This is a genomic window from Nonomuraea sp. NPDC050383, assembly GCF_044459125.1.
Classification (GTDB): domain Bacteria; phylum Actinomycetota; class Actinomycetes; order Streptosporangiales; family Streptosporangiaceae; genus Nonomuraea.
In genome coordinates this window covers 122,211-134,916 of the sequence record NZ_JBITIP010000016.1, presented here as the reverse complement: position 1 = coordinate 134,916, position 12,706 = coordinate 122,211, and the positions used below count along the sequence as shown (strand labels likewise).

Below are 12,706 nucleotides of genomic sequence, written 5' to 3'. Positions count from 1 at the left end.
GGTCGGGCTGGATGCCGCTCTGAGCGGTGACGAGGGCAGACGGCGAATCGTCTGGCAGGCCAGGGAACTGGCTGTCATCGTTGCTTGGAACTTTCCGCGCGCTTTCGCGTGCAAGCTTGCCCGGTACCGTAGCTGCCTCAACTTTCACAAACAAGTACTTGCGCGCGAAAGTTGAGCGACCTACAGTGAGGCCCCCTGCCGCCTCGGAGGGGTTGTCCATGCCGTCTGTGAACCGCTTGCCCATGCGAGCGCTACGCCGTGCTCCCGACATCGATCTCGACGGAACGTGGGAATTCCGGCTCCTGCCGTATGAGAAGGAGTGGAGGAACGTCGAGGTACCGGAACTGTGGACCATGCGGGAGAAGAACGATCCGCCGCATTACCTGAACGTCGCGATGCCGTTCGACGAGGCGCCTCCGGTGGTCCCGAAGCACAATCCGATCGGTGTCTACCGTCGGAGCGTGGACCTGGTGCCATCATCAGGTCGCCGGACGATCCTGCACGTCGGCGCCGCCGAAGGCCATCTGACGGTCACGGTCAACGGCCAGGTCATGGGCACCAGCACCGACTCGCATCTCGCCGCCGAGTTCGACATCACCGACGTCGTCATGGCGGGCTCCAACACCATCGAACTCGCGGTCGCCAAATGGTCGCCGGTCACCTACCTGGAAGACCAGGACCATTGGTGGCAATCCGGCCTCTCCCGGTCGGTGTTTCTCTACACCGTGCCGGAAGTGCACCTGGCCGACGTGGCCGTAGTGGCAGACCATGAGGCCGGGCGGGGTCACTTGAAGGTCACAGTGGCCACAACTGGACTGGATCATCTTCGAGAAGTCGGGTGGTCGGCACGGATCGGCGTGCTCGGCCGGACGGAGACGCGCCCGATCAACCCGCGCGTGGTCGAATCCGGCTTCACGCCGCCGTTGTCCGATCGCTCCCAGCGGCCTGAGCCGCTGGGAATCCCCGACGGCTTGATGGATCTGTTCAGCCTGAAGCCGGCCGGCGCGCCCATCGCCGAGGAACTGCGCCCGACGGCCGAGCGCATGATGCCGCCACGGGCGAAGGCCGGCACCGCGGTGTTCACGATCGACGCCCTCGACGTCGCTCCCTGGACGGCCGAGACGCCGCATCTGGAGGACCTCCTGGTCGAGCTGATCTCGCCCGAGGGCGAGGCCGTGGACGCGGCTCGGTTGCGGATCGGCTTCCGGCGCGTCCGCATCGAGGGGCGCGACCTGCTGGTCAACGGCGAGCGGGTGCTCATCCAAGGCGTCAACCGCCACGACGTGGACTCGCGCACCGGCCGTGTCATCTCACGCGAGCTGATGCTGGCCGAGCTGTCCCTGCTCAAGCGGTTCAACGTCAACGCGATCCGCACCTCGCACTACCCCAACGACCCGGTCTTCCTCGACCTGTGCGACGAGATCGGCTTCTATGTCGTCGACGAGGCCGACATCGAGGGGCACGCCTTCACCACCACGCTCGCCCACGACCCGCGTTACCTGCCCGAGTTCGTCGAGCGGGTCTCACGCATGGTGCTGCGCGACCGCAACCACCCCTCGGTGATCATCTGGTCGCTCGGCAACGAGACCGGTTACGGGCCCAATCATGATGCCGCCGCCGCCTGGGTGCGCGGCGCCGACCCGACCCGTCCCCTGCACTACGAAGGCGCGATCGCGGGGGACTGGCACGCCGGTCACGCGGCCAGCGACCTGGTCTGCCCGATGTATCCCTCGTTCGAGGCCCTCACGGCGTTCTCGGCCGATCCGCGAGCCGATCGACCGGTCATCTTGTGCGAGTACGCCTACTCGCAGGGGAACTCGACCGGAGGACTGGCGGAATACTGGCGGCTGTTCGAGGGCCTGCCGGGTCTGCAGGGCGGCTTCATCTGGGAATTCAAGGACCACGCGCTCGACCCCGACGGTGACGGCCACTACCGCTACGGCGGCGACTTCGGGGACGAGCCCAACGACGGCACCACCCTCCTCAACGGCGTGGTCTTCCCCGACCTCACCCCCAAGCCGGCTCTGTACGAGGCGCGCGGCTTGTTCAGCCCGATTCGCCTCACTTCCGGCGCGGAGGAGGCGCGGGCCGGAACGCTGCGGCTGCGCAACCGGCAGACCTTCGCCGACCTCAGCGCCTACGACCTGCAGATGCGCGTGGAAGCCGAAGCCGGTCCGGCAGCCGTGGTCACGCTCACCGCGCCGCCGGTCGCGCCGGGCGCGGAGGCCGCCATCGAGGTGCCCGATGCGATCCGCGCTCTGCTCGACACGGCTCTAGCCCTGACGGTGACCGTGCACACCCGCCGGGACTCCGTCTGGGCGCCGGCGGGCACGGAGCTCGCCGCCCACCAGATCACCTTCCCCCGTCAACTGCCGCGCCTTCCGCGCGGTACCGGCACCGCCCCGGCCGAGCTGCGGCATCCGCTACTGCGCCGGACGCCACGACTGTCCCTGTGGCGGGCGCTCACCGACAACGACCAGTCCATCGCGCTGGACAACCGGTTCGTCCGCTCCGGCTTCTTCCAGCTCACCCCGATCGACGTCCACACCGACGCGGCGACGACCACCATTCGCTACCGCGCGGCCTTCGGCGACGAGGTCGTGCACACCCGTACCGTCACCGTGCTGGGCGAGGGCGACTACCTGCTGGCCGAGCACGTGACCCTGCCGGAAGGCGACAGGCTGCGGGTGGGCATGGACTTCGAGCTCGTCGAGGGCTTTGAACAGGCACGCTGGGTGGGCCTGGGGCCGTGGGAGAACTACCCCGACCGGCGAGCCTCGGCCCTGCTCGGCGCGTGGGAGAGCCCCATCGACGAGCTTGCCGTGCCGTACCTGAAACCACAGGAGAACGGCACCCGCGGGGAGGTCACCGAACTGCTGGTGTCCGGCCCCGCCGGAACCGTGCGGACCGTGCACGCGACGCCCCTGCACATGAACGTGAGCCGTCACTCGACCAGCGAGCTGGAGACGGCCGGCCACTGGTGGGAACTGCAGCCGAGCGGCAAAACCGTCGTCCATCTCGACGTCGCCCACCGCGGTGTCGGCACCGGACTGCTGGGCCCGGACACCCGGCCCGCGTATCGACTGTCACAACGTGAGTACGCCTGGCAGTGGCGCCTGACGCTTTCAACTGCCGATGGTGGCGGTGCGTAGACAAGGTCATGTCCGATTTCGTGAGAGGATGGGGGAGCTTACGCGTGCAAGCCCTGTCGCAGTCAGAGGTGAAATTTCCCGTGACGGAGCGCAGAAGGCGCGTCACCGCCACCGACGTGGCCCGCTCGCTGGGGTTGTCCCGCGCCACCGTGGGATACGTCTTGAACAACACTCCCGGGCAGAGCATCCCCGCCGCCACCCGTGAGCGGGTCATGGCCGAGGCCGCGCGCCTGGGTTACCGGCCGCACCGGGCCGCCCAGGCCCTCGCCAGCGGACGCAGCATGATCATCCTGCTGGTGCTGCCCGACTGGCCGATGGAACACAGCCTGCGCCAGAACCTGGAGACCGCCTCCCGCCTCCTCGACGACGCCGGCTACGCCCTGGTGACCTACACCCGCCACGAAGGCGGCCAGGCCCGGCCCCTGTGGGAGTTGCTCAACCCGGACGTAGTCATCGCCTGGACGTCCATCACCGCCGCCGAGCGCACCTCCATGCAGGCCAGCGGCATCACTAAGATCCTTCCAGTGTTGCAGCAGGAGCGGTCCGCACTGGCCTCGCCGACGCTCACCGCAGGCACTCACCTGCAGATCCATCATCTGCACGAACAAGGCCACCGGCGGCTCGCCTTCGCAACCAGCGTCAACGAGCGCTTCTCCCTGCTGTCCCAAGGACGTGCGGAGGCGGCGCGAGAGGCGGCCGACCGGGTCGGCGTCGACCTGCTCGACGTCCGCCCAGTCGATCACCGCGATGGCAGTGTCGCGGAAGCCGTACGGGAATGGCATGCGGAAGGCGTCACGGCCGTGGCCGCCTTCAACGACGACATCGCCGCGATGACCGTGGCCGCCGCACTGCGGGCCGGTCTGTCCGTCCCCGACGACCTGGCCGTCATCGGTCACGACGACACGCCGATGGCGAGCATGCTCTACCCGTCGCTCTCCAGCGTGAGCATCGACAGCGTCGGCCTCGGCCGTTACCTCGCGAATCAGGCCCTGCACGCGGCCGAGGACCGTCCCTTGCCTGAAGCGCCGCCAGACCTGCACGCCGCCATCGTGGTCCGCGAGTCAACCCGGCGGTAGGAGCCGCACAATGACGACGACACCCATCATCGCCGGGTTCCACCCCGACCCGACCATCTGCCGGGCGGGAGACCCCTACTACATCGCCAGCTCCAGCTTCGAGTTCGCGCCAGGGGTGCCGATCCACCGCAGCACCGACCTGGTGACCTGGACGCTGGTGACCAACGCGCTGCAGCGTCCCGACCAGTTGAATGTCCATACCGCCCCGGCGAGCACAGGAGTGTACGCACCGACGCTTCGCCACCACGGGGAGAAGTTCTGGCTTGTCACGACGAACGTGGTGGACATCCACCGTGGCCAGCTGATCGTCTCGGCTGATGACCCCGCGGGCCCGTGGTCGGAGCCGGTCTACGTGGATGGCGCCATCGGTATCGACCCGGACCTCGCCTGGGACGAGGCCGGGACCTGTCACCTCACCTGGGCGTCGGCCGCGCCTGAGCTGACCGGCATCACCAGCGCGCCGATCGACCCCGCGACGGGCAAGATGCTCGCTCCGCCACGGTTGCTCTGGCTCGGCACTGGGCTGGCGTATCCGGAGGGGCCCCACCTTTACCGGCGTGACGGCTGGTGGTATCTCATGCTCGCGGAAGGCGGAACGGAGCGGGGGCATGCGGTGACCATCGCGCGTTCCCGTTCACTGCACGAGCCCTTCGAGGCGGCACCGACCAATCCGATCCTCACTCATCGCAGCACGAGCCATCGCGTGCAGAACACCGGCCATGCCGACCTGGTCCAGTTGGCCGACGGCTCGTGGGCGATGGTGTATCTCGGGGTGCGCCCCCGTGGCCAGAGCCCCATGTTCCACGTCAACGGTCGTGAGACGTTCATCGCGGGCGTGGAGTGGGTTGACGGCTGGCCTGTGGTCGATGAGGACCGCTTCACCCCGGTTCCGCCGGACCACTCGTTCGTCGATCGGTTCGCCTCCTCCGAACTCGACCAGCGCTGGGTGTCGCCGAACCTGTTCCCGCACACGTTCGCCAGGTGGCAGGCGCCCGGCCGCCTCGTGCTGACAGCGCCTGCCAAGGGCGGCCCGAGGCCGGTGCTGGCGGCGCGGGCACGAGACCTCGAATGGACCGCGGAGGCCCGGCTCGACACCTCCAGGGGCACCGGGCGCCTCCTTGTCGGCATCGACGACTCCCACTGGTACGGGCTCACGGCCGACGCCGAGACGGTCGAGGCCAGCGTGGTCATCGGACCCGCCAGCACGACCATCGCGCGGGTGCCGGTCCCCCCGGGCGACAGCGTGAAGCTGCGCATCTCGGTCCGGGAACCCGCGGCGGGCGGTCTCATGCCGCCGCCGGAGCCCGACCTCGTGGAACTGGCCATCCTTGCCGCCGACGGCACGCCTCAGGCCCTCGGCACGTTCGACGGACGCTACCTGTCGACGGAAGTGGCCGGCGGCTTCACCGGCCGCACGTTCGGCGTCGAGCCGGTCGTCGGCGAGGTCGTGGTCCACGAGATCTCCTACCACCCCCACAACACCACCACGACCCAGCCCTGACGGGCTGCCCACCGCTTCGCGCCGACGCACGACGCCCTACTTGCGCGCGAAAGTAGCGGGTGATCAACACATCTCACCCCTTCGAAACCACGGGGTCGCCCATGAGCGCACCGGCACTCTCCCCTCCTCCCAAAGTCGGCCCGACGTACATCTCGCTGATGGTCCTGGCCCAGTTCGGGGTCTTCATGGCGTTGACCACGCCGCTCGCCATCTCCCTGTCCATCCGTGTCGCCCAGCTCGCTCCGGGTCAGGAGCAGTACCTTGGCTACCTCACCGGCGTCGGCGCGCTGGTCCCGCTCGTGACCGGGCCGCTGATGGGCACGTGGAGCGACCGCACCCGCTCCCACCTGGGCCGCCGCCGGCCGTTCATCATCGGCGGCGCGCTCGTGGGCGTCGCCTCCCTGATCGTGATGGCACTGGCCCCGAGCATCCTCGTCCTGGGGGCCGGCTGGGTCCTGGCCCAGTTCGGATGGGGCAGCACGCTGGGCGGTCTGCTGAGCTCCCAAGCCGACCGGCTGCCGGAGGAGCAGCGCGGCAAGGTCGCCGGGCTGAGCGGCTTCGCCGCGCTGGTCTCGCCCGTGGTCGGCGTGATCCTGGCCGGGACGCTCTCGAGCAACGCCCTGTTGCTGTTCCTCGTCCCCGGCGCCGTCGGCGTGCTGTCGGTGATCCTGTTCGTCTGCCTGGCGGGCGAGGCCGACAGCAGGCACCTGCCCCCCGCCGAGCCGCTGACCTTCGGGTCGCTGCTGCTGAAGTACACCTGGAGCGTGCGTCGCTTCCCGGACTTCTCCCTGAACTGGCTGGGACGCTTTGCCTTCTACTTCGGTCTGGCCCTGAACACAACCTTCACCGCCTTCTTCTTCGCCTCCCGGCTGGGTGTGAGTGTGGAGCACGTGGCGGGCACGATCGCGACGGTCGCCGGCCTGGGCGTGCTGGCCACCGCCGGCGGGGCGCTGGGCGGCGGATTCCTGTCGGACCGGCTGCGCCGCCGCCGGGTGTTCGTGCTGGCCGCCGGAGCGGTCTACGCCTCGGGTACGGCGGCGATGGCGCTGTCGGCCAGCGTGCCGCTGCTGTTCGCCGGATCGCTCGTCTGCTCGCTCGGACTTGGCATGTTCTCGGCCGTGGACCAGGCGCTCGCTCTGGACGTGCTGCCGGAGCGGGACACCGACGCGGGCCGCTACCTGGGCGTGCTCGGCTTCGCCGCCTCGGTCCCGCAATCCGTCGCGCCGTTCATCGCGCCCTTCTTCCTCGCCGTCGGCGCCGGCGGCGGGGAGAAGAACTACGCCCTGCTCTATCTCGTCGCCGCCGCCTGCACCCTGCTCGGTGGCCTGGTCATTCTCCGTATCAAGTCCGTCCGCTGAGGAGCTTGCCTTCATGTCGTTCGTCACTGCGCCGTTCCCCGCCGAGGCGCCCTACTTCCGGCGCGAGTTCACCTCCGACGGGCCGCCGGACCACGCCCGGCTCCAGGTGACAGCACTGGGTATCGTCGAGCCATACCTCAACGCCACCCGGGTGGGCGATGAGGTGCTGGCCCCCGGCTGGACCTCCTACCGGCACCGGCTCCAGGTCAGTACCTACGATGTCACCCCGCTGATCCGCCCGGGCGCCAACGCCCTGGGCGCGATCGTCGGCGAGGGCTGGGCCGCCGGGCGCCTCGGCTACGAGGGCAAGAGGCACCACTACACGCGGCAGCCCGCCTTGTACATGCGGCTGGAACTCACCTACGGCGAGCAGACGGTGATCGTCACCACCGACAAGCAGTGGACGGTTGGCACCGGCGCGGTGCTCGCCGCGAGCCTGTACGACGGCGAGACACACGACGCCCGGCAGGAGCCCGAGGGCTGGAACCTGCCGGGGTTCACCGGCGCCTGGTCGCCGGTGGAGCTCTTCGACTGGGATCTCGGCACGCTGGCGCCCACGGTCGCCACGCCGATTCGCCGGATCGAAGAGCTGACCCCGGTGGAGACGGTCGTCAAGGACGGCAAGACGATCGTCGACTTCGGGCAGAACATCTCCGGCTGGGTGCGGCTCGCCACCACCGGCGAGGCCGGGCAGAGCGTGACGATCCGCCACGCGGAGCTCCTGCGCGACGGCGCCCTCGACACCGAAACGCTGCGTACGGCCCGCTCCACCGATCGCTACACGCTGCGCGGCGGCGGCCAGGAGATCTGGGAGCCGCGCTTCACCTTCCACGGCTTCCGCCACGCCGAGATCGACGGCCCGTTCGACGAGGTCAAAGCGGTGGTGGTGCACAGCGACATGCGCCGTACCGGCTGGCTCGACACCTCCCACGACCTGGTCAACAAGCTGCACGCGAACACCGTCTGGTCGATGCGCGGCAACTTCGTCGGCGTGCCGACCGACTGCCCGCAACGCGACGAACGACTCGGCTGGACCGGCGACCTCAACGCCTTCGCCCCCACTGCCGCCTTCCTGTACGACGTCCGCGACGTTCTCGGTTCCTGGCTGGAAGACCTCGCCGCCGAGCAGCGCGAGAAAGGCTTCGTGCCCTGGGTGGTGCCGGACGTGCTGTCCACTCCCTCCTCTCCCACCGCCCTGTGGAGCGACGTGGCGGTCAGCCTGCCGTGGGCTCTGTACCAGGAGTACGGTGACGAGGAGATCCTCAGGCGCTGCTACGACTCCATGGCCGCCTTCATCCGCGACGTCGAGACCCGGCTCGACGACACCGGGTTGTGGAGCAGCGGCTTCCAGTTCGGCGACTGGCTCGACCCCGACGCGCCACCGGAGAACGCCGGAGGCGGCAAGACCGACCGCCATCTGGTGGCCGCCGCCTACCTGGCCAGGACCACACGCGAGATGGCGGACACCGCTCGCATCCTGGACACGGCCGATGCCGCTCACTTCGCGTCGCTGGCCGAAAGGACACGGGAGGCGTTCCGCGCCGAATACGTCACCCAGAACGGCCGGGTCGCCGGCGAGACCGCCACCGCCTACGCACTGGCCATCTGTTTCGACCTGCTCGACTCCGCCCAAGAAGCGCACGCCGGCACCCGGCTGGCGCAACTGGTCGCCAAGGCTGGATTCAAGATTTCCACCGGCTTCGCGGGAACCCCGCTGATCCTGCCCGCTCTCAGCAGGACAGGCCACCTGGAGGAGGCGTACCTGCTGCTCATGGAGACCGGCTGTCCTTCCTTCCTGTATCCGGTCACCATGGGCGCGACCACGATCTGGGAGCGCTGGGACGCCGTCCGCCCCGACGGCAGCCTCAACTCCACCGGCATGACCTCGCTCAACCACTACGCCCTCGGCGCGGTCTGCGACTGGCTGCACAAGACCGTCGGCGGCCTGGCCCCCCTCGAACCCGGCTACCGGCGCATGCGCATCGCCCCCAAGCCCGGCGGCGGCCTCACCCACACCACCCTCACCCACACGACCGTCCACGGGGAGGTCCGCATCGGCTGGCGCGTCACCGACCGGTTCACCCTCGACGTGACCATCCCCGACGGCACCCACGCCCTGGTCGAACTGCCCGACGGTCAGACTGCCGAGGTCACCGGCGGCGATCACTCCTTCAACTGCGAGCTACCCGGAAAGGACGCCCCCCGCGAGCCGTACACCATGGACACCGCGCTGAAGACGCTCGCCGGTGATCTGACGGTGTGGCGGGCGCTGACGGAGGTGTTCGCCAAGCACTTCCCCGGCATGCCCCTCGACGGAACCGCCCCCGAGGCGGCCCTCTATTCGCTCAATCAGATCGTCGGCTTCATCCCCGGCGCGTCCGAGGAGCTGAAGAGCGACCTGGAGACCGCATTGGCACGCTCGCGATGAGACTGGGAGTAAAGGTGCCCCAGGACAGGTGGAGTACCGAGCCAGCCGCCGGCCGGCCGCGCTGATCGTGGCCGCCGCATAGAGGGCTCTGGCCGCCCACGACCACTCCTCCCGACATCACACCTCTTCACGGAGATACAGAATGAGCGACAGCACCGCGACACCCCGTTGGAACGGCTCCTACATCGCCGTCGACGGCGCCCCGTTCCCGATCATCGGCGCCGAGGTCCACAACTCGAGTTCGAGCACGGCCCACGCGATCACCGAGTCCTTTTCGACAGTGCGCGAGCTCGGTGCGAACACCGTGCTGGCGCCAGTGGCGTGGGAGCTCTTCGAGCCGGCGGAGGGGGCGTTCGACTTCTCGCTGATCGACACAATGATCTCCACAGCATCCAGCCTCAGGTTGCGGTTGATCCCGTTGTGGTTCGGGACGTGGAAGAACGCCGTGTCGACCTACGTGCCGCGCTGGGTCAAGACCGACCTCGATCGTTTCCCTCGTGCCGTTCTCAGCGGCGGGCGCCGCATCGAGCATCTCACGGCGTTCTGCCCCGAATCCCGTGATGCCGACGCCCGCGCGTTCGCCGCGTTGATGCGGCGCATTCGCGAGGTCGACACGGACGGCATCGTCCTGGCCGTGCAGGTCGAGAACGAGATCGGACTTCTGGGAGACACGCGCGACCGAGGCGAGTTCGCGGAAGCCGCCTTCGCGTCGGCCGTGCCCGCCGAGGTGGTGGACGCCGTTGCGAGCGACCGGTCGATGCCGCTGCATGCAGAGTGGGCCGACCACGGATCTCGTCGAGAGGGTACCTGGTCGGAGATCTTCCCCGACAGCGACCGGCGCGACGAGGCTTTCATGGCGGCGGCTTTCGCCGCTTACGTCGGTCACGTCGCAGCCGCCGGCGCCGCGGAGCACGACGTGCCCTTGTTCGTCAACGCCTGGTTGGACGCGGACAGCGTGCTCGATGGGCCCGTCGCCGTCGCGGGGGGCAAACGCCCGGGAGACTATCCCAGCGGCGGCCCCGTCGTTCCCATGGCCGCGATCTGGGAGAGCCTCGCGCCCGCGCTGCACTTTCTCGCGGTCGACATGTACGTCGACGAGGGCGAGGAGGTGTTCGAGGCTTACCGCAGCCGCCGCGGCCGGCTCTTCATCCCGGAACTGCGCGCGGACGCCGTCGGCATCGGCCAGATGTTCTCCGCGCTGGGCACCCACCGCGCGCTGGGAGTGTCGCCGTTCGGGGTGGACAGCCTCGACCCCTCCGATCGGGCAAGCGCTCAGCTCATCGATGCGTACTACCTGCTCAGGGCAGCCGCGCTCCTCATCCGCGAGAATCCGGACGCTGCCGTCCAGGCGTTCGTGCTGTCAGAGGCTCAGCCGGGAGCTCAGCTGCGATTCGGCGACGCCACGGTCCATATTCACTCGAAGGACGAGTGGGGCATGGTCACACCGGTCCATCCCGCATACGGAATCGCGATCGAGGACGGTGACGGCCTGTACATCATCGGGCGCGGGTTCTGGATCACGCTGGCCGGCAGCGACGACAAGCAGGTGTCGTTCGCGTCGGCAACCCATTACCGCCTCGAGGAAGAAGTCCTGCGGCCGGTCCGGCACCTCAATGGTGACGAGACGGCGGGCGGGACCCTCATTGCCTTCCCGTTCGCGGGGTCGCCGCTGATTCCCGGACGCGTCATCCCGACCCGTATTCCTGACGCGGGTATCGCACGCATATCCGTCTACTCGTACTGACTGTCACCGGGGACCATCGATCATCGGGCACGACGACACCCCGCTGGCGGGCATGCTCTACCCGTCGCTGTCCAGCGTGAGCGTCGACAGCGTCGGCCTGGGGCGCCGCCTCGCGAGCCTGGCCCTGCACCTCGCCGTCATGGGCCGCGAATCCACACTGGGGTAACGCCCCTGGTGCTCCCAGTCAGTGGAACACCGGCGTCCGCTTCCGTCCGCCAGCCGATGTACTGGGCCGAGCGACCCACCACGTCCCGGGAGGCACCATGGCCGTCGGCCAGCGCTTCGCGTTCACCAAGCTCCTCGTCGCCGATCTGGAAGCCGCGGCCGCTTTCTACTCCGCGGTGCTGGGCCTGCTCACCAGGCACCGCGTCACCGGCGGGGAAGGCGAGGCCGCGTACCAGGAGATCATCCTGTCCGCCGCGGAAGACGACGGGCCCTCGCTCATCCTGCTGCACCGTCCTCACCAAGCGGCCCCCGACCCCGGTGAGACCGTGCTCGGCTTCGTCGTCGACGACGTGGAGCAGGTGGTACGGCAGGCGCGGGCCGCGGGCGGCGTCGTGGTTTCCGGACCCACGGCGGTGCCGCAGGCGGGCGTGCGCGTCGCACAGGTGGAGGATCCCGAAGGCCACGCGGTGGAGCTGGTGCAGATGACAAGCGCGAAGGAAAGGGGAGACGATGTTTGATCTGTCGGGCAAGACCGCGTTGGTGACCGGAGCGGGTCAGAACGCGGGGGCCGGGATCGCCAGGGCGCTCGCAGCGCAGGGCGCGAGCGTGGCCGTCAACGATCTGGTGCCTGAGCGCGCCGAAGCGGTCAGCAAAGAGATCACCTCCGCCGGCGGCATCGCGGTGCCCGTCGTCTTCGACGTCACCGACCTGGAGGCGGTGCGTGAGGGCGTCGGCCGGGCCCGCGCGGAGTTCGGGCGTCACCTCGACATCCTGGTCCACAACGCGGGCATCCCTGCCGACTTCGGGCAGGGACCGTTCCGCACGCTTGCGCCGGAGCGGTGGCGGGCACCGGTGGAGATCAACCTGTTCGGCGCCATGAACTGTGTGGCAGCGGTGGCCGACGACATGTGCGAGGCGGGCTGGGGGCGGATCGTCCAGATCTCCTCCGGGGCGGCGCGCACCGGCTCGGCGGCGGGCATCTCCCTGTACGGGGCGGCCAAGAGCGGCGTGGAGGGCTTCATCCGGCATCTGTCCCAGGAGTTCGCCCCGTTTGGCGTGACCGCGAACTCGCTCGCGCTCGGGCTGCAGAGCAACGTCGCCGGAGACAGCACGCAGGAGTTCGCGCAGCGGATCCCGACCCGCAGGCTCGGCACGCCGGAGGACGTCGGAGCGGCCGTCGTCTATCTCGCCTCGCCGGAGGCGTCCTGGATGACCGGCCAGACCCTCAACCTCAACGGCGGCAGCGTCACCGCCTGAGTACCGGGGAGCGTACCGGGGTGGC

At 69.2% G+C, this 12,706-nt stretch carries 9 protein-coding genes; all 9 read left to right on the top strand.

Annotated features, from left to right (window positions below; all coding sequences use genetic code 11):
• Window positions 1-116 precede the first annotated feature (116 nt).
• The 9 genes from ACIBG4_RS32650 to ACIBG4_RS32610 all read left to right on the top strand — a co-directional run bounded on the left by ACIBG4_RS32650 (window position 117) and on the right by ACIBG4_RS32610 (window position 12,681).
• On the top strand, window positions 117-3,152 hold the full coding sequence (locus tag ACIBG4_RS32650; RefSeq protein ID WP_397205212.1) for a glycoside hydrolase family 2 TIM barrel-domain containing protein: 3,036 nt from the start codon (window positions 117-119) through the stop codon (window positions 3,150-3,152).
• An 8-nt stretch (window positions 3,153-3,160) separates the two neighbouring features.
• Window positions 3,161-4,228 (top strand): LacI family DNA-binding transcriptional regulator, encoded by a 1,068-nt coding sequence (locus ACIBG4_RS32645; protein ID WP_397205210.1) that lies wholly within the window; start codon window positions 3,161-3,163, stop codon window positions 4,226-4,228.
• 10 nt (window positions 4,229-4,238) lie between these two features.
• Window positions 4,239-5,729: a glycoside hydrolase family 43 protein gene (locus ACIBG4_RS32640; RefSeq protein ID WP_397205208.1), complete on the top strand. Its 1,491-nt coding sequence runs from the start codon at window positions 4,239-4,241 to the stop codon at window positions 5,727-5,729.
• Window positions 5,730-5,830: 101 nt separating this feature from the next.
• Window positions 5,831-7,087 carry an MFS transporter gene (locus tag ACIBG4_RS32635; RefSeq protein ID WP_397205206.1) on the top strand — a complete coding sequence of 419 codons (1,257 nt, stop codon included), beginning with the start codon at window positions 5,831-5,833 and terminating at the stop codon, window positions 7,085-7,087.
• Between the two features lie 13 nt (window positions 7,088-7,100).
• Window positions 7,101-9,515, top strand: coding sequence for a family 78 glycoside hydrolase catalytic domain (locus tag ACIBG4_RS32630; RefSeq protein WP_397205204.1), 2,415 nt, complete (start codon window positions 7,101-7,103; stop codon window positions 9,513-9,515).
• 142 nt (window positions 9,516-9,657) lie between these two features.
• A complete protein-coding gene (locus ACIBG4_RS32625; RefSeq protein WP_397205202.1) occupies window positions 9,658-11,259 on the top strand; it encodes a DUF5597 domain-containing protein in 1,602 nt (533 codons plus the stop codon).
• Window positions 11,219-11,425 carry a substrate-binding domain-containing protein gene (locus ACIBG4_RS32620; protein ID WP_397205297.1) on the top strand — a complete coding sequence of 69 codons (207 nt, stop codon included), beginning with the start codon at window positions 11,219-11,221 and terminating at the stop codon, window positions 11,423-11,425. The genes ACIBG4_RS32625 and ACIBG4_RS32620 overlap by 41 nt, the downstream gene beginning before the upstream one ends.
• 97 nt (window positions 11,426-11,522) lie before the next feature.
• A complete protein-coding gene (locus ACIBG4_RS32615; RefSeq protein WP_397205200.1) occupies window positions 11,523-11,942 on the top strand; it encodes a VOC family protein in 420 nt (139 codons plus the stop codon).
• A complete protein-coding gene (locus ACIBG4_RS32610) occupies window positions 11,935-12,681 on the top strand; it encodes an SDR family NAD(P)-dependent oxidoreductase (RefSeq protein WP_397205198.1) in 747 nt (248 codons plus the stop codon). The genes ACIBG4_RS32615 and ACIBG4_RS32610 overlap by 8 nt, the downstream gene beginning before the upstream one ends.
• The last annotated feature ends 25 nt before the right edge of the window (window positions 12,682-12,706 follow it).

Coding starts and splice junctions, on each gene's coding strand:
- ACIBG4_RS32625 (WP_397205202.1), top strand. CDS start 9,658: ATGAGCGACAGCACCGCGACACCCCGTTGGAACGGCTCCTACATCGCC.
- ACIBG4_RS32645 (WP_397205210.1), top strand. CDS start 3,161: ATGTCCGATTTCGTGAGAGGATGGGGGAGCTTACGCGTGCAAGCCCTG.
- ACIBG4_RS32610 (WP_397205198.1), top strand. CDS start 11,935: ATGTTTGATCTGTCGGGCAAGACCGCGTTGGTGACCGGAGCGGGTCAG.
- ACIBG4_RS32615 (WP_397205200.1), top strand. CDS start 11,523: ATGGCCGTCGGCCAGCGCTTCGCGTTCACCAAGCTCCTCGTCGCCGAT.
- ACIBG4_RS32635 (WP_397205206.1), top strand. CDS start 5,831: ATGAGCGCACCGGCACTCTCCCCTCCTCCCAAAGTCGGCCCGACGTAC.
- ACIBG4_RS32630 (WP_397205204.1), top strand. CDS start 7,101: ATGTCGTTCGTCACTGCGCCGTTCCCCGCCGAGGCGCCCTACTTCCGG.
- ACIBG4_RS32640 (WP_397205208.1), top strand. CDS start 4,239: ATGACGACGACACCCATCATCGCCGGGTTCCACCCCGACCCGACCATC.